The sequence below is a fragment of the Streptomyces violaceusniger Tu 4113 genome, from assembly GCF_000147815.2.
In the GTDB taxonomy this organism is placed as follows: Bacteria; Actinomycetota; Actinomycetes; order Streptomycetales; family Streptomycetaceae; genus Streptomyces; species Streptomyces violaceusniger_A.
Genome location: NC_015957.1, coordinates 7,990,617 through 8,006,314 on the forward strand (window position 1 = coordinate 7,990,617; position 15,698 = coordinate 8,006,314).

The 15,698-nt window shown below is 70.4% G+C and carries 14 protein-coding genes and 4 pseudogenes; 4 read left to right on the forward strand and 14 right to left on the reverse strand.

Annotated features, from left to right (window positions below; translation table 11 throughout):
* Nucleotides 1-16 precede the first annotated feature (16 nt).
* Nucleotides 17-715, reverse strand: coding sequence for a GntR family transcriptional regulator (locus STRVI_RS32595; RefSeq protein WP_014059825.1), 699 nt, complete (start codon nt 713-715; stop codon nt 17-19).
* A gap of 172 nt (nt 716-887) precedes the next feature.
* Between STRVI_RS32595 and STRVI_RS55090 the strand changes: the two are divergent.
* A pseudogene (locus STRVI_RS55090) lies at nt 888-1,385 on the forward strand (AAA family ATPase); the annotation flags it as partial.
* 60 nt (nt 1,386-1,445) lie between these two features.
* Here STRVI_RS55090 and STRVI_RS32600 read toward each other — a convergent pair.
* The 3 genes from STRVI_RS32600 to STRVI_RS32610 form a co-directional block, all read right to left on the reverse strand.
* Entirely contained in the window at nt 1,446-2,621 is a 1,176-nt protein-coding gene (locus STRVI_RS32600) for an MFS transporter (RefSeq protein WP_050993810.1), read from the reverse strand.
* Nucleotides 2,622-2,856: 235 nt separating this feature from the next.
* Nucleotides 2,857-4,056: a hypothetical protein gene (locus STRVI_RS32605; protein WP_014059827.1), complete on the reverse strand. Its 1,200-nt coding sequence runs from the start codon at nt 4,054-4,056 to the stop codon at nt 2,857-2,859.
* On the reverse strand, nt 4,053-5,006 hold the full coding sequence (locus STRVI_RS32610) for a 5-dehydro-4-deoxyglucarate dehydratase (protein ID WP_014059828.1): 954 nt from the start codon (nt 5,004-5,006) through the stop codon (nt 4,053-4,055). The genes STRVI_RS32605 and STRVI_RS32610 overlap by 4 nt, the downstream gene beginning before the upstream one ends.
* A 292-nt stretch (nt 5,007-5,298) precedes the next feature.
* Between STRVI_RS32610 and STRVI_RS32615 the strand changes: the two genes are divergently transcribed.
* Nucleotides 5,299-6,108, forward strand: a complete 810-nt coding sequence (locus STRVI_RS32615) for an NAD-dependent epimerase/dehydratase family protein (RefSeq protein WP_014059829.1) — start codon at nt 5,299-5,301, stop codon at nt 6,106-6,108.
* A gap of 107 nt (nt 6,109-6,215) precedes the next feature.
* Here STRVI_RS32615 and STRVI_RS32620 read toward each other — a convergent pair whose 3' ends face one another.
* The 3 genes from STRVI_RS32620 to STRVI_RS32630 are packed head-to-tail and all read right to left on the reverse strand — an operon-like array spanning nt 6,216 to nt 8,661.
* Nucleotides 6,216-6,767: a cysteine hydrolase family protein gene (locus STRVI_RS32620; RefSeq protein WP_043240564.1), complete on the reverse strand. Its 552-nt coding sequence runs from the start codon at nt 6,765-6,767 to the stop codon at nt 6,216-6,218.
* A gap of 8 nt (nt 6,768-6,775) precedes the next feature.
* Nucleotides 6,776-8,236: an MFS transporter gene (locus tag STRVI_RS32625; RefSeq protein ID WP_014059831.1), complete on the reverse strand. Its 1,461-nt coding sequence runs from the start codon at nt 8,234-8,236 to the stop codon at nt 6,776-6,778.
* On the reverse strand, nt 8,233-8,661 hold the full coding sequence (locus STRVI_RS32630) for a MarR family winged helix-turn-helix transcriptional regulator (protein ID WP_014059832.1): 429 nt from the start codon (nt 8,659-8,661) through the stop codon (nt 8,233-8,235). Before STRVI_RS32630 ends, STRVI_RS32625 begins: the two co-directional genes overlap by 4 nt.
* 550 nt (nt 8,662-9,211) lie before the next feature.
* Between STRVI_RS32630 and STRVI_RS32635 the strand changes: the two genes are divergently transcribed.
* Both STRVI_RS32635 and STRVI_RS32640 read left to right on the forward strand, forming a co-directional pair.
* Nucleotides 9,212-9,760, forward strand: a complete 549-nt coding sequence (locus tag STRVI_RS32635; RefSeq protein ID WP_251982786.1) for a DUF6000 family protein — start codon at nt 9,212-9,214, stop codon at nt 9,758-9,760.
* Nucleotides 9,714-10,127, forward strand: coding sequence for a Tn3 family transposase (locus STRVI_RS32640; protein WP_043236906.1), 414 nt, complete (start codon nt 9,714-9,716; stop codon nt 10,125-10,127). The genes STRVI_RS32635 and STRVI_RS32640 overlap by 47 nt, the downstream gene beginning before the upstream one ends.
* 134 nt (nt 10,128-10,261) lie before the next feature.
* Here the strand turns inward: STRVI_RS32640 and STRVI_RS32645 are convergent, their stop codons facing one another.
* From STRVI_RS32645 to STRVI_RS32665, 7 genes and pseudogenes are all read right to left on the reverse strand, one after another.
* A complete protein-coding gene (locus tag STRVI_RS32645) occupies nt 10,262-10,990 on the reverse strand; it encodes a type 1 glutamine amidotransferase domain-containing protein (RefSeq protein ID WP_043236909.1) in 729 nt (242 codons plus the stop codon).
* A 333-nt stretch (nt 10,991-11,323) separates the two neighbouring features.
* Nucleotides 11,324-11,548 (reverse strand): annotated as a pseudogene (locus tag STRVI_RS56195) (DUF6003 family protein); the annotation flags it as partial.
* Nucleotides 11,549-11,569: 21 nt separating this feature from the next.
* Nucleotides 11,570-12,355: a substrate-binding periplasmic protein gene (locus tag STRVI_RS32650; protein ID WP_043236911.1), complete on the reverse strand. Its 786-nt coding sequence runs from the start codon at nt 12,353-12,355 to the stop codon at nt 11,570-11,572.
* A gap of 268 nt (nt 12,356-12,623) precedes the next feature.
* Nucleotides 12,624-13,047: pseudogene (locus tag STRVI_RS55095) on the reverse strand (L-serine ammonia-lyase, iron-sulfur-dependent, subunit alpha); the annotation flags it as partial.
* Between the two features lie 103 nt (nt 13,048-13,150).
* Entirely contained in the window at nt 13,151-13,702 is a 552-nt protein-coding gene (locus tag STRVI_RS32655; RefSeq protein WP_014059836.1) for a hypothetical protein, read from the reverse strand.
* Between the two features lie 398 nt (nt 13,703-14,100).
* Complete coding sequence (locus tag STRVI_RS32660) at nt 14,101-15,123, reverse strand: helix-turn-helix domain-containing protein (RefSeq protein WP_014059837.1); 1,023 nt, start codon at nt 15,121-15,123, stop codon at nt 14,101-14,103.
* 82 nt (nt 15,124-15,205) lie between these two features.
* Nucleotides 15,206-15,544: pseudogene (locus STRVI_RS32665) on the reverse strand (aminoglycoside phosphotransferase family protein); the annotation flags it as partial.
* Nucleotides 15,545-15,698 lie beyond the last annotated feature (154 nt).

Genomic DNA, 15,698 nt, shown 5'->3' on the forward strand with positions numbered 1-15,698 from the left:
CCGGGGCCGCCGGGCGTTACTCCCGGTCAGGGGACTCCCCGTCAGGGGACTCCCCGTCAGGGGGCTCCCCACCCGGAGACTCCCGGTCCGGGAAGGCGCGCTGGACGAAGGAGGCGATGTGGTCGTGCAGGGCGCGGCCCGCCCCGTCGGCGTCGCCGCCGAGCGCGCGGGCCAGGATCTCCCGGTGCTCATGGGCCTCCTGCTCCCAGGAGGGCACCGCCTGCCAGGCGACGGCGGACACCAGCGCGGCCTGGTCCCGCAGTTCGTCGAGCATCCGGGTCAGCAGGGGGTTGCCGCAGGGCAGATAGAGCGCCCGGTGGAAGTCGCGGTTGGCCAGCGACCGCCCGGCCGGATCGTCGGCCGCGTCCGACCGCTCCAACGCGGCACCGGCGGCCTCCAGCCCGGCCCGCGCGGCGACGGTCCGCCGCAGCGCTTCGGGCTCCAGGAGCAGCCGCACATCGTAGACGGCATGCGCCATCGCGGTGTCGACGGTCCTGACGGTGGCCCCCTTGTACTCGCTCATCACCACGAGCCCCCGCCCCGCGAGAGTCTTGAGCGCCTCCCGTACGGGCGTCTTGGACACCCCGAACTGCGCGGCCAACTCGGCCTCCACCAAAGCCTGCCCGGGGCGCAGCCGCCCGGTGAGGATCGCGTGCTTGACCGCCTCCAGCACGTACTGGGTGCGGGAGGGGATCGGGCTCGGGGCGATGTCCATGGCTGCTCTCAGATCTCACATAGCGCGTCTCATATATGACGTATGAAGTACGACGCGATGAAGTTAGGGCGGCCCCAGGGGTTCGTCAACGGTTCCGGCGAAATTCGCGCACGGCGGGCAATCACCCGCCTACGCCCCGCAACTCGCCCCCGACGCCGCTAGCGTGGCCCGGATGAGGATGGGTTCCGCGACGACGCGGCTGATCGTGCTGCGCGGCAACTCCGCGTCCGGCAAGTCCTCCGTCGCCGCCGGGCTGCGCGCCCGCTACGGACGCGGCCTCGCGCTGGTGGGCCAGGACAATCTGCGCCGGGTCGTGCTGCGGGAGCGGGACACCCCGGACGCGGCGAACATCGGCCTCATCGACACCGTGGCCCGCTACGCCCTCGACCACGGCTTCCACGTCGTGGTCGCAGGCATCCTCTACGCCGCGTACTACGGCCGGATGCTGGACGCCCTGCGCCGCGACCACCTGGGCCGCACCCACGCCTACTACCTCGACGTCCCGTACGCCGAGACGCTGCGGCGGCACGCCACCAAGCCGCAGGCGGACGAGTACGGCGAGCCGGAGATGCGCGACTGGTACCGGCCGCTGGACCTGCTGCCGGGCGGGGGCGAGACGGTGATCCCGGCGACGAGCGCGCTGGCGGAGACGGTGGAACGGGTGATGCGGGGTGCGCGGCGCCGCCCGAGACCGACGGCGCCGAGGCCCAAGGACCGCCGTCTGCCGCCCCTATGCCCGCTCGGGCGCCTCGGCCTCCGTCGGGTGGGGGTGGCCGGTGAGGGCTTCGGGGAGGGTGGGCTCGTGCAGGGGGCGCAGGAGGAGCCAGCCGAGGGCGGGGAGGGCGATCAGGGGGGCGAGGGCGGTGCGCAGGGTCGTGGCGTCGGCGAGGCCGCCGATGAGCGGGCTCGCGAGGCCGCCGACGCTGACGGTCAGACCCAGGGTGACGCCGCTCGCGGTGCCCACACGGCGGGGCAGATAGTCCTGGCCGAGCGTGATGTGCAGGGAGAAGGGCACGTACAGCCCGGCCGACGCCAGCGCCACGCAGAGGTAGAGCGCCGGGCCGGGGACGAGGACGACGCCCGCGACGGCGAGGACGGTCAGGGCGTACGACCACTGGACGACCGGGATACGGCCGTAACGGGCGGCGAGCCCGCCTCCGGCCACCGTGCCCGCCGCGCCGCCGACGTAGAGCACGAACAGGGCCGCCGTACCGGCCGGTTCGCCACCGCCGACGCGCTCGCGCACATACAGCGAGAGGAACGCGCTCAGCCCGACGAAGACGATCGAGCGGCACATGATGGCCCCCGACAACCGGAGGAAGGAGGGCCAGTCGTCCCGTCGCCCTCCCCCACGGCTCGCCCGCGCGGGCCCGGTCGCCGCGCCCGGGGCCCTGAGCACCCGTAGCGTGGCCGCGCACAGGGCGGCTCCGGCGACGGCGGGGACGGCCAGCAGCGGGGAGGCGCGCAGACCCCCGGTGGCGATGACGGCGGCGACCGCGAGCGGCGCGGCGGCGAAGCCGATGTTGCCGCCGAGGGAGAACCAGCTCATCGCGGTGTGGCTGCCCCGGCTGGCGAGCCGGGCCACCCGGGCGGACTCGGGGTGGTACGCGGCGACGCCGATCCCGGAGACGGCGACCACCACCAGGGTCAGCGCGTAGGAGCCGGTGACCCCGCTCAGCGCCACTCCGGCTCCGCCCACCAGCGTGCTCACCGGCAGCAGCCACGGCATGGCCCACCGGTCGGTGAGCGCCCCGAACAGCGGCTGCACCACGGACGACAGCAGCGAGGCCGCCAGCACGACACCGGAGGCGGCGGCGTAGCTGTAAGCCCGCTCGGAGACGAAGAACGGCACGAGCGCGGCCACCGCTCCCTGGTAGATGTCCACGCAGGAGTGGCCCAGGGACATCAGCGCGATGGCTCTGCGGTGTGGGGTGGTCCGTTTCGTCGGCACCCTTCGATCGTGGCGATGCCACCGAGTGTCGCGCTTCCGATAATCCGCCGACCCGTCCCGGAAACCCGCCACAAAGGCGGGCCCCGGGCCGGGTCTCAGGGCTCAGCTCGACTCAGACTCAGCTCGACTCAGGCTCAACTTCGACTCAGACTCAGCTTCGGCTCAGAGCCAGAATCAGGCTCAGCTCAGCTCAACCCAGCTCGGCGAGGGCCCTGCGAACAGCCGCGAGGTCCTGGTCCGAGGCCAGACCGGCGTGGTACAGGCGGAGTTCGTCGGCGCCCAGCTCCACCGCGTGGGCCGCGTCCTGCGCCAGCGTCGCCGGGCTGCCGCCCATTCCCGCCACCACCGTGAAGTTGGCGGCGAGCACGGTGCTCTCGGTCTGGTGCGGGACGAAGGGAGACAGGACCGCGGAGCGCGCTGCCTCGCCCCCTGTGCAGGGCAGCACCACCCCGTCGGCCTGTGCCAGCACATCGGCCGGGTGCACGCCGACGTTGGCGCCGAGCCGGTGCGGGGCCGGGTCGGCGTGCAGCAGAACCCGGAAGTCCGCTTCCGCCGCGCTCCTTACGGCGGCCACGGCCTCGCCCCGCAGACTGCTGGCGACCCGGTTGCGCCAGGCCGCGAAGAGGGCGGCGTGGTCAGCGCCGAGCAGCTTCTCGACCTCGGCCCACTCCCCCGCGCGGTCACCGCCGTCCGCGGTCGTCTCACCCGTCCACACCGGCCGCAGGGCGCGCACGACCGCCTGGCGCAGCTCCTCGGCGTCGGCCCCGAGTTCCGCATAGCCCGCGCGGCAGCTCTCGCAGAAACACAGCGACATCAGATACTGGCCGGCGCCGCCCAGCGGCACCCCGCCGATCTTGTCGTGGGCGTGCAGATGGGCCAGCCCGTACCAGCCGCAGGACTCCAGCTCGGTGCCGCGGGTGCCGGGCCGTACGGCCGCCTCGGCGGCCAGGTCCACCAGATAGGCACGCACCTCGGGGCGGGCGATGCACGGCGCCCACGGGTAGCGGTCGCCATAGGCGTTGCGCACGGCGATCCGCGGATGCTCCTCGCCCAGCCGGGTGTTGTGCGCGAGCACCACCCAGGCGTGGACGTCGAGCCCCGCGTCGGCCAGGGCGGCTGCCGCCTCACCGTACGGGTCGTCGCCCGCCACCCACGACTGCTCGTAGGGGCGCAGCTCGCGCCCCTGCCAGCGCTCGGCGTCCGGCGGATAGAGCACGGCCGCGTGGCGGGCGGTGACGATGCGGTGGTCGGGGTGACGCGGGGTCAGGGCCCGGGTGGAGTGGTAGGCGGAGGCCAGCGTCACCTGCTGGACGCCGAGATCGGCGATGCGGCGCGCGGCGTCCGGGTCTCCGACGACGTCCCAGGGGTAGACGAAGGCGGAGGCTCTCACCGCGCCTCCCCGTCCCCGTCCACATCCCCGACCAGCGCCATACCGCGCTCGATCAGCTCGGCCAGCTCCTTGACGTGGGCGGGGCTGGGCTCGCTCAGCGGCGGCCGCACCTCGCCCACGTCCAGCCCGCGCAGCCGGACGCCCGCCTTGACCAGCGACACCGCATAGCCGCGGCCCTGGTTGCGGAGCTCGACCAGCGGCCGGTAGAAGCCGTCGAGCAGCTTGTTGACGGTCTCGTCGTCGCCCGTCATGAGCGCCTTGTGGAAGGCGAGGGCGAGCTCGGGAACGAAGCAGAAGACGGCGGAGGAGTAGAGCGTCACGCCGATGCCGCGGTAGGCGAGGCCGGTGAGCTCGGCGGTCGGCAGCCCGTTGAAGTAGCGGAAGCCCTCGTTTCCGCCCTCCGCCCGCACCGCGCTGACGATGCGCTGCATCAGGTCGAGGTCGCCGAGGCCGTCCTTGAGGCCGATGATGCCGGGCACCTTGGCGAGCCGGGCCACGGACTCCGGGGCCAGGACGGCGTTGTCCCGCTGATAGACGATGATGTCGAGGTCGGTCGCGCCCGCGAGGGCGCTGTAGTGGCGGATCAGCCCCTCCTGATCGGCCACGACCAGATACGGCGGCATGGCGAGCAGCCCGTCCGCACCGGCCCGCTCGGCCAGCTTGGCGTACTGGATCGCCAGCGCGGTCCCGTACCCGGCGCCCGCGACCACCGGGACCCGCCCGGCGGACTCCTCCACGGCGGCCACGACGCAGTCGTGGAACTCCTCCGGCGTCAGGGCGTGGAACTCGCCCGTGCCGCAGCACGCGAAGACGGCGCCCGCCCCCGCTTCGATCCCGGCGCGGACATGCGCGCGGTAGATCTCCAGGTCCAGGGCGCCATCGGGACCGTAGGCGGTCACGGGGAAGAACAGCAGTCCGTCAAGGCGCTCGGCGAGTGAGGCTGAGGTCACGGGCTTCTCCCTGTCGTGTACACCGACCCGCCGTCACCCACCGACGCAGTGTGCACGTTTCTGATCGTCATCTACATTCGTGAACACGCTCACCGTAAGGCAGCCATCGGTCACCGGTCAAGGGTGCCAACGGGGTGACACCCCTCACCCGGCGGTGAATTCCGCGGCATCGCGCCACCCTTGACGACTCCTGCGCCGATCCTTACGGTGGCCATGAATCTGAATCGCATACATGAATAAAAACCACATATAAAAACCCCATACGTGATTCCCCCACGGAGGAGATCCGCCCATGCCCGCTCCCCGCACCGTCCTCCTCACCGGCGCCGCAGGCGGCATGGGCACGTTGATGCGCGAGCTGCTGCCGTCGTACGGATACCAGCTCCGGCTGCTCGACCAGCTCCCCATCGAGGGCGAGCCGGACGCGATCACCGCGGATCTGTCCGACCGGGACGCCCTGCGCGAGGCCGCGCGGGGCGTCGACGCGATCATCCATCTCGCGGGCATCTCCCTGGAAGCCCCATTCGAGAAGATCCTGCGGGCCAATATCGAGGGCACGTACAACATGTACGAGGCGGCCCGCGAGGCGGGAGTCCGCCGCGTCGTCTTCGCCTCCAGCAACCACTCCGTGGGCTTCACCCCGCGTCCGGTCGGGGACGATCCGCTCATCCCGCTCGACACCCCGCGCCGCCCCGACACCTTCTACGGGCTGTCGAAGTCGTTCGGCGAGGACCTGGCCTCGTTCTACTGGGACAAGTACGGCATCGAGACGGTCGCCATCCGCATCGGCTCCTGCTTCCCCGAGCCGACGACGGTCCGCATGCTGTCGATCTGGATGAGCCCGGCGGACGGCGCCCGACTGCTCCACGCCGCCCTTACGGCGGAGAACGTGGGCTACACCGCGGTCTACGGCAGCTCGGCCAACACCCGCCTGTGGTGGGACCTCTCCTCGGCCCGCGCCCTGGGCTACGAGCCCCAGGACGACTCCGAGCCGTACGCCGCGAAGCTGATCGCCGAACAGGGCGAGCTGGAGCCGGGCAACCCCGACCACGAGAACCTCGGCGGCGCGTTCTGCACCAACCCGCCCATCTGGCCCCGCTGACCTGCTCGCCATGCTGGCCGAAGACGAACCGACCTCATCAGCCACTGGCGCGAGACGGCGCCGCACCCGACCGAGCCGCTGGGCCCCCGCCGCTCGGCGCCCGCCGCTCAGCCCGTGGTCTCCGCCCACTCCCCCACCGTCGTGACCTCGGCCTGCGACGGGAACACCTTCTCGATGAGCAGCCGGTGGATCTCCGGGTCCGGGTCGTAGCAGGCGTCGGACAGCACCGTGAGCCGGAAGTCGAGGTCGGCGGCCTGCCGCAGCGTGGACAGGACGACGCCGCTGGTCGCGACGCCGGTCAGGACGAGGTGGCCGATGTCCCCGGCCCGCAGCACCACATCCAGGTCGCTGCCGGTGAACGCGCTGGCCCGCCGCTTGGTGACCACGACCTCGCCCGGCCGGGGCGTGACACCGTCGTGGATGGCGATCTTGGGGTCGTCCTCGGTGTAGAGACCCGGCGGCAGGGTGGTGAACACCTTGTTGCGGGGCGACGCCTCGGGACGGCCGGACCGGAAGCCGATGACGACGTACACGACGGGGATCCCGGCACTGCGGGCGGCGTCGATCGCCCGGCTCACGCGCGGCACGTAGTCGGGGTCCTGGACCCGGGCCACGATGCCCTCTTGGACGTCCATCACGAGCAGAGCCGTGTTGTTCATCACGTTCATCAAGCCTTTCGCTGCTGCGGTTGTCGAGCGGAGGAGGAAGCGCCGGAGGAGGAAGCGCCGGAGGAGGAAGCGCCGGATCCGATACGGCCCAGCGAGCGGTCCACGACCGTCAGCGCCGCAAACAGGCCGGTGACGGCGAGCATGAACCAGGCCAGGCCGTGCAGCCCGCCGGTGTCGGCGCGGGCGCCGAAGAAGGCGCCGTTGGCACTGGAGGCGACCATCGCGCCGAGGTAGAGGAAGGTACGGAGCAGCCCCGCCGAGGAGCCCATCCGTTCCGGATCGGCCTGGTGGTACACCGCGTTCTGCAGGGCGAGGCTGATCAGCCCCTGCGGTATGCCGAAGACGAGCGCCACGGTGAGCAGCAGCCCTATCGCGCTGTGCGGCTGGAGCAGAAGCAGCAGGGAGCAGCCGGCGATCTGCCCCACGGCGCCTACGAGCAGCTTGCCGCGCACGGCGGTGCGGCGGCCGGTGAGGGTGGACACCGCGATCCCGGTGAGGAACATCGGCAGTTGAGCGAGGCCCGCCTGCGAGGCCGTCAGCCCCCGCCCGTCCTGGAGCCACTGGGTGTAGCCGTACAGGAAGACGTACGAGACGACGGAGACGAGGAGGGCGCGGGCGTAGGTGAGCAGCAGGGGTGCGTTGCCGCCGAACACCCGCAGATCGATGAACGGCTCCGCCACCCGCAGTTCCCGCACCGCGAACCCGGCCGCCGCCACCGCCATCAGCACGGGCAGATACCAGCGGTCGGCCCGGGGCTCCATCAGGAAGAGCAGCAGCGAGACGAGCATCGCGGCGAACAGCGCCATGCCCGGCAGGTCCAGCCGGATCTCCTTCGCCGCGCGCGCCTCCCGGGGCGTCTTGGGCAGCCGCCGGGCGCCGAGGAGCAGACCGGCCACCGCGAGGGGGATGTTGACGGCGAACGTGGTGCGCCAGCCGCCCAGCCCGATGAGCAGTCCGCCCAGGGGTGGTCCGATGACCGCTACGGTCTGGCCGGTGACCGCGAGCGTGGCGAGGATCCCGGCGGGGCTGTCCTGGCCGGTCCGCCGGGCCTCGCTGCGGATGAGGGACATCGCCGCCGGATAGCCCGCGCAGGTGCCGAACCCGAGCACCACCCGCGAGACGATCAGCGCCCCCAGGTTCGGGGCCAGCAGACCGATCAGCCCCGCGATCCCGGTCAGCGTCGCCCCGGCGAGGAAGAGGTGGCGCGGCCCGTAGAGATCGATCAGCCGGCCCACGACCGGCTGGCCTATCGCGGTGGCCACATAGAGCGCGGAGACCAGCCAGGCCGTCTGTGACGGCGGCGCCCCGAACGCGGCGCCGATCGGCACCAACGACACGGAGATGATGGAGGAGTTGACCGGGTTCAGGATCGAACCCAGCATCATCGGCGCGAGGAGCTTACGGTCGAAGGATCCCCGCGCGGCGGTTTTGGTCTTGCGTCGGGTGAGCCGCTCGATCATGCGCGGCTGAGCCGGTCCAGCAGGGCCAGCGCCTCGAGGATGGTCTCCCGTTCCGCTTCCGTATAGCCGGTCTCCAGGGCTTGGGCGAGCCATTCCTCGCCCGCCCGCCGCTTGTCGTCCAGGTACGCGCTGCCGGTGTCGCTCGTCGAGACCAACTGCCGCCGCCCGTCATGGGGATCGGGGCGCCGCTGGATCAGCCCGTGCTCCTCCAGCACGGCGAGCGTGGCCGCCATCGACTGCGGCCGTACGCGCTCGGCCGCCGCCAGGGCGCTGGCCGAGGCGGGGCCCTCCTTGCTGAGCCTGCTGAGCACGGACGTCTGCGAGGGGGTGAGTTCCTCGTTGTCGTACGTCTCCTTGATCCGCCGCCGCAGCCGGCCGATCACCACACGGATCTCATGCGCGGCGCGCACGGCGGACGCGGACATGCCGCCAGGGGTCTCTGCCATGCCCCTCACGGTAATTTCTTCAGTCCAGCCTGTCCAGTTCAAACTGAACAGGCTGGGCTGTTTAGCTAGGCGCTTGCGGGTGCGCGTGCGGTGAACCGTACGAACTCGGGCCTGTGTGAGCCCGGCACGCTCCCGTCATAACGCGTTATTTAATAGTCAACTAAACAACTAGTTTCAGAACGCTTGGCGCCAGCACATTCCTGGCGTGCCCGGAAGCGGCCGCAGCCGCAAATGCCGGGCAGGGCGCGTCCCCGCAAACGGCTGAGAGAGCAGACCGGCCAGCGCCGGGGCGTCAAGTCCGGCCGCGAGTGCCTCAGTAGCGATCAAAGGCGGAACTCACGGAGGTCAGTTTCCGGCGCCGAGATTGCGGGACGCGATCAGCTGGTTGGTCAGCTCAACCGTGGCCAGATACCAGCAGAAGATCCAGTCGAGGAACGCCTCGTCGTACTCGCTGCGCTGGTCGGCCTGCCGGGGGCGCAGATCGAAGCCGTTGCTGGTCGGGCGGCCTCGTCCACGACAGGATGCCGCTATGCGTCACGCTGACGAAGAGTCCGAGCTGCCCAAGTTGATCCGCCGCTACGTCACGCCCGATCGGCGGTACCTCAAGCTCGGTGGCAGCCTTCTCGGCATGCGTGGGCGCGAACGCGGCAAGTTCACGCGAAAGCTGGGCGAGGCCGCCAGCCAGATCGGCCCCCGTGAACTGGGCATTCTGCTCGATAGAGGGTGGCGCGAGCGCAAGACGGCAGCCTGGCTCATCACCGTTGCCGGCAGGACCGAGTTCCGCGGACGCCTCGGCGAACTCCTGCTCGCCAGCGAAGGGCCCTACGCAGGGCAGGCCTACTGTGTCGCCCTCGCCACCTTCGGCACCTCTGCCGACGCCGACCTCCTGGTCGCTTACCTCGACCGCTACCTGCCCCGCCCCGACCTCTACTACGACCAGGCAGCCGCCCTCGGCACACTCCTGTTGCTCGACGCCAGGCTCGGTGCCGGCCAGGCGGCCCGGTTCCTCACCCCAGAGGGCCTCTCTGGTGATGGACGAACTCGACGAGGCGCTCGCCGACCTGGAGGAGACGCTTAAGCGCGGCGACGGGCCGGTCCGCCTGAACGACGACGGGGAGCTGGTCATCTCGCCGCTGACCGCGGAGGACATCCCGTCGGAGGCCGAGGAGCTGCACGGCGAGCTGGAGCGGATGCTGCCGAACGTGCCGATCGCCTCGCTGCTGATGGACCGGCACACCGGTTTCCTGGACTGCTTCACCCACGCTGGCGGCAAGCAGGCCCGCTCACCGCAGCTGAAAAGGGATCTGATCGCCTGCCTGATCGGGCTCTCCACGAACATGGGGCTGCACGGGATGGCCGCCTCGTGCGGCATCCCGTACGACGTGCTGGCGGCGCCGGACGGACCAAGACGCGGGGCAGGGCCATCCGGGCAACGTCAGGTATAGGCGACGGGCCCGTCCGGCCGCAGGTTCGCGGGGCGGGGCGGGCCCGGGAGGAACGGCTCGGGTGGCGGGCTCAGCTGCCCTGGTTGAGACGGCGCATCTCCGGGAAGTCAGCGGACGGTGGCCTTGCGCGGACGTCAGCGGCTCTGCTCCAGCACCCGGACCAGTTTGTTGGCGATGAGTTCGGAGGAGGCCGGGTTCTGTCCGGTGTGCAGGTTGCGATCGTCGACGACGTGGCCAAGCCAGGGCGCCCCTTCGTCGAAATCCGCACCCTTCTCCACCAGGCGGTCCTGGAGCAGCCACTTCGCCTTGGAGGCCAGGCCCACAGCCTCCTCCTCAGCATTGGTGAACGCGGTCATCAGATAGCCCCGGAACGGCCAGTCGCCGTTGGGACGCTTGGCGGGGAGCAGCGCAGCGGGCGCGTGGCACAGCAGCGCGAGCAGGCGCCCCGAATCCAGTCGACGCGTCAGCAGGTCCCCGGACGTCTCGTTGACGGCCAAGTCCTCCATGGGGCCGTGGCCGCCGGGATAGAAGATCACGTCGTAGATGCTCTCGTCCGCCGCCACGTCCTCCAGACGGGCAGGGCTCTCAAGGGGAGCGCCGATCGAGGCGAGATAGTCGGTCAGGGCGTCGACCTTGTCCTTGTCGCCGTCGTTGAATTCCAGCATCAGGCTTGCCCGGTCCGCCGTCGGCGGAACGCCGCCCGGCGTCGAGATGGTGATGTCGTAGCCCGCATCACTGAGGATCCGGTGCGGTACGACCAGCTCCTCGGCCCAGAAGCCCGTCGGGTGCCTTGTGCCGTCCTTGAGTGTCCAGTAGGAGGCTGCGGAGACGACGAACAGGGCATAGGACGGTGGCTTGGCCATGGCGCGTCCCTTCGCTGTGGCTGCGGTCGGGCCGCCGCGGCCGCCCGCCTTTCCATTCATAGCACCTCCCCCGCCGGCTCGCAGAAGCTGTTTCCGGAGCGCACCAGCTGCTGGGCGGAGGTGGAGTCTGCTCACCAGCGAGCAGAGCCTTATACTGCGGTTTCCGCACCTCGGACCACGGCGGTAGACCGCGGCGGTCGCCCCCCGTAACCGGTAGGCCGTCCCACGGGCCGGTGCCGCGCCACCGGACGCCACGGGACCGCCCGACAGGAACGGCACCGCTGTCACGAGCGGTACCACCACCGTCAGGGACCGGCCACCCTCGGCGATCTCTGTGGAATCCAGCCCGGTCAGTTCGGCGATGCGGTGGACGGGGATGCCGCCGGCCAGGGCCCGGCTGATGAGGCGTTCACGGTCGGCGTTGGTGTGCCGAAAGGCGCGCAACTGCACCTCGAGCTCGGCCGCGGGTGCAGGGGAGCAGGCGGCGCATACGCGGGCGGCTCCGAGTACCGCGTTCGTCGCGGGCCTGCCGCGCGCCGCGCCGGGCAGCGGCCTCAGCCTGCTGCCCCGGTCGGCGGCTCAGCCTGCGGTCGGGACCGATGGTGGTTCCTCACCGAACCAGAGCCGGTACGACTTCGCATACTGGCCGTTGCGGCCCGCGTCAGCCAGCGCCGCGTTGATCTGCCGCAACAGCGCCGTATTGCCCTTCCGCACCGCGAACCGGGCCTGGTACGCCTTGCCGAACTCGGCGGTGACGTGCAGGTCCTGGTCCTTGTGCTCCGCCACGGCGTTCTTCGCCACCCCGTTGCCGATGACGACCGCGTCGACCTGCCCGGCGAGCAGCATGCTGACCACTGCCTCGGGGACCTCGATGCGCTTCACCACGATCTTCTTGCTGTGCTTGGTGTTGTAGGTGTCCAGATCGTCCGGAAGTCCGGACGAGGTCGTCGTGCCGACCTGCTTGCCGGCCAGCTGGTCGAGCGAGGTGTAGCGCTTGTCGCCCTTGACGAGGATCGCCGTCTTCTTCGTGAAGTAGGGGACACTGAACGACATCTGAGGAAACGCCGACGGCGAGTCCGGCGAGATGCCGCCGACCACGTCACACGCCTTCCTGTTCAGCACGGTCCCGTCGAGCACCTGGTCGATCGGGAGGGTGCTGTCGAACTCGGGCGGGATGCTGATCCGGTCACCGATCCGCGAGAGCATCTCGACGTCGAAGCCCTTGATACGGCCGATCTCGCTGCCGTCGACGCTCTGCGAGGTGTCGGTGGTCTCAAGGAAGGGCGCCTGGGCCGGCCCCCTGCAGACCGTCAGCCGGCCCTTGTGAGCCAGCGCCAGCTCGGTGCCCACCGGCATCTTCGCCATCGGGCGAGCGGGCGACGCCGAAACCGAGGGGGACGCCGTCGACGCGGCCGGGCTGTGGCTCTTTCCCGTGCCATCCCCGCCCGCAGAGCCTCCCGAGCCACCGTCCGAACCGCCTCCGCAGGCGCTGACGAGGAGCAAGGACCCCGCCGTCAGCACACTCCCCGCGATCGTCCGTGCTTTCATCTTCGTACCTCCAAGGCATTTGCGTGCACCCCCCGGGAACCTCCCGGAGCGGTTCAGGGGCCTATCCGCACAGCACTGAATGACGGACCACGTGTCCGCCGCGGGCCGTCTTGTACGTGACCTTCGTATCGGCGCCCGTCTCCTTCAGGTCTTGATGACCTTCGAGGGAGCCACGGTGGGGGCCGTCGCCGTGCGGGGCCATCCGAGCGGCCGTGACCGCCTTGACCGAGGCCATGCCATTGCGCTCGCCACAGGGAATCCGGACGAGGCCGCCGGCCGGGTCGCAGGTGAGCCGAGGTTGTGCTCCATGCCGAGCTCGGCGGCGTTCTCGACCTGTTCGGGGAGCCGCCCAGGACCTCGGCGAGGCCGCCGGCGCCCATGGAGCAGGCGGAGCCGACCTCGCCCCGGCAGCCGGCCTCGGCACCGGAGATGGAAGCATTCCCTGACGAACATGCCGATCGCGCCCGCCGCGAGGAGGAACCGGACCCCCCCTCCTCATCGGCACGCGGACCACCACACTCCCGGCAATCGGTCCTCACATGAGAGCCCGAAACGAGAAGGGCGCCCCGCGCGGCTCCGGCCCGGCGTCCAGTCGACGCGGCCCGCGGCCCGTCAGCTCGTGATCGTGATACGGGCCAGCTGCGCGGTCTGTTCCAGCGCGGCGCAGAACCGGGCCTGCTCCTCCACGTGGTCGTAGGCATCTATCACGGCCTTGTCGCCGGTGCGGGTCCTGACGTGGTAGCCCTTGAGGTTGTCGGCCTTCACATCGAGAAGCTTGACCTCCCGGCCCACCCGCCGCCTCGTGAGCGCGGCAATGTCCCCCCAGGGCAGTACCAGCAACTTGTCCCCCTTGTATCTCACCAAGCCGCCATCGAAGACGTACCAGCTCTGCGGCTGCCGGATCAGCGTCCTCACGCCGATCACCGGCGCGACGAAGCCGTAGGCCAGCACGGCCAGCGGGACGATGATGAGGAACCTCAGGCCGGTCGTCCCAACGACCCACATCAGCAATCCACTCAGGGGCAGGGCAGCCAGACCCGTGAGGATCAGCCCCCGGGCCAGGGAGACGGGGCGCCCCGGGACCTCCCGGGCTGCGATCTCGCGGCCCAGCCCCCGTTCCTGCGCGGCGGCGGCCACTCGCGGCCGGACCAGGTCTGTTGACATTGGGTCATTTCTCCTTGGAACACGGTCATTTGTCGTGCCACTGATGCGGCGTCGAAGGTCAGGCGATGGTCGGCCTGGCGACCACCCCCCTGGGGCACAGGCCCTGGGGGCGCTCCTCCGGGCTGACTCAATTTCTCCACGGCATCAGAGTTGTCGGTGCAGGGAACACCGTCACAGGGTGCAGCGGCGGTGCGGTGGCCCAGGGTCGCGGGCTTCCGGGCCACCGCAGCGTGCTTGCGTGCTGTTCCGATCTTGATCCGGGCCCTTGTCGCCACAGGTCCTCGCACAGATTTCGAGCGCGCGAACCACCCCGGGCCATGCTGCTGTCCACGGCTGCGAGACGCCTGCCCCGCTTCGCATGCCGTGGTGATCCTGACTCAGCGAGCATGTCGGGAACCTCAAGAGATGTCGTTGTCCGTCAGCGCCCTGCGGTTGACGATGGCCGCCGTCCCACTCGCCTTGTGCAGGTGCCGGTAATGGCTGGGAGCCATGCCGAAGGTGGCGAGGAATAGGCGGCTGAAATGGGCCTTGTCAGCAAAACCCCAGCCGGCGGCGATGGCCTGGATCGTGCGGTGGTTGTGGTGGGGGTCGGTCAGCTCTCGGTGGCAGTTCTCCAGTCGGCGTTGGCGTATCAAGCCGGCGACAGTCAGACCCTGCGTCTGGAAGAGGCGGTGCAGGTGACGGGTGGAGATGTTGTGGGCGGCGGCGACCATAGCCGGGGTGAGGCCGGGCTTGCCGAGGTGCTGTTCGATGAACGCGCGGATGCGCAAAAGCAGGACGTGGTGATGGGTCTCGGGCGGCAGATGTCGTTCCGTGTCGAGATGGTGAGCGCACACGGCGGCCAGCAGGTCGATGGTGATGGTCGCCAACCGTGAGGTGTCCGCCACGGTGTACGAGGCTGCATCGGCGGCCATCTGCCTGAGGAAACCGGCCAGCAGCGCGCCCATGCCCTCGCGGCCGGACAACCGGGCGGCGGTCAGGGAGCGGATCTTGCCCTGCGGCAACGGGAGGAGTTGCCGGGGAAACTGCACCATGATGCCCTCCACGCTGCCCGTCGCCGCTGTTGCCCAGCCGTGCCAGGGCCGCGAGGTGTCGTAGAGCATCAGCTCGCCCGCAGAGCTTGTCGTGTCGAGGCCTGCCTGGACGAGCCGGTGGCCTCCGCGCAGGTTCAGCATGAGTTGGCAGACCTCGGGATCGGAGCGCCGGATCAGCTTCGCGGGTCGGTGCGTCTCCAGCGGCGGATACCTCAGCGCGGAGATCTGCACCAAGCCGAGGTCCAGCAGCCTCAGCTCCGCCTCGAAATGCGAGGCGTGATCACTGCCCAGTGTATTGGGGATCAGCGTGTCGGCCGTCAGACCGCACCAGTGGTCGAATCGTTCCGCCGCAGGCAAGTGGCTCGTAGAGAACTCTGTGACCAGCACGTCGGCTCCTTCTCAGTCAGCATCCCGAACACCATTGTCGCCAGCATCGGATCCCGTCTCGTCCCTCAAAACCGCCGTCGCCAACCTCACCGAGGCTCCGCAGCCCCTGCGGCGCGGGAACGGACACCTGCCGCGCCTGGAGCTCGGCGAGGATGCCCATCGCGACGTCGTCGTCCTCGCCCGAGGCCGGCGTGCGGGCAGCGCCCAGCCGCTCCATGAGCATGGTGCTGCTCTCGGGATCGTGGTCGAGTAACCGCACCATCCCCTTGCCGTTTCAGGCGCGCAGCCCGATCAGTGCGGCGGTGGTCTCCTCTCTGGGCATCTGGAGTTTCCGAACCGCGGGGGTGCCGTCCTTGCTCAGCACCGGCAGGACCAGCGAGGCTTCCCCGGATCCGGCCACGCCGTCCCGTTTCAGTTCCCAGCCGCCTGGGCCACCGGGCAAAAGACTGTCAACGGGGCACCGATGCCCTTGGGGCAGGGACATACGGTCAGTGTCCTCCTGCTGTGAATGCCCTGATCTTCACCGCGCACATGCCCGCACCACGGCCGTCCCTCGCTGTGCTGGGCGTGACAAG

Bases quoted from the DNA above. Each gene is read 5' to 3' on its own strand.
- STRVI_RS32635 (WP_251982786.1), top strand. From the start codon at position 9,212: ATGCGTCACGCTGACGAAGAGTCCGAGCTGCCCAAGTTGATCCGCCGC.
- STRVI_RS32650 (WP_043236911.1), bottom strand. From the start codon at position 12,355: ATGGCGAAGATGCCGGTGGGCACCGAGCTGGCGCTGGCTCACAAGGGC.
- STRVI_RS32645 (WP_043236909.1), bottom strand. From the start codon at position 10,990: ATGGCCAAGCCACCGTCCTATGCCCTGTTCGTCGTCTCCGCAGCCTCC.
- STRVI_RS32640 (WP_043236906.1), top strand. From the start codon at position 9,714: ATGGACGAACTCGACGAGGCGCTCGCCGACCTGGAGGAGACGCTTAAG.
- STRVI_RS32620 (WP_043240564.1), bottom strand. From the start codon at position 6,767: ATGAACAACACGGCTCTGCTCGTGATGGACGTCCAAGAGGGCATCGTG.
- STRVI_RS32655 (WP_014059836.1), bottom strand. From the start codon at position 13,702: ATGTCAACAGACCTGGTCCGGCCGCGAGTGGCCGCCGCCGCGCAGGAA.
- STRVI_RS32600 (WP_050993810.1), bottom strand. From the start codon at position 2,621: ATGTCCCTGGGCCACTCCTGCGTGGACATCTACCAGGGAGCGGTGGCC.
- STRVI_RS32630 (WP_014059832.1), bottom strand. From the start codon at position 8,661: ATGTCCGCGTCCGCCGTGCGCGCCGCGCATGAGATCCGTGTGGTGATC.
- STRVI_RS32625 (WP_014059831.1), bottom strand. From the start codon at position 8,236: ATGATCGAGCGGCTCACCCGACGCAAGACCAAAACCGCCGCGCGGGGA.
- STRVI_RS32615 (WP_014059829.1), top strand. From the start codon at position 5,299: ATGCCCGCTCCCCGCACCGTCCTCCTCACCGGCGCCGCAGGCGGCATG.
- STRVI_RS32595 (WP_014059825.1), bottom strand. From the start codon at position 715: ATGGACATCGCCCCGAGCCCGATCCCCTCCCGCACCCAGTACGTGCTG.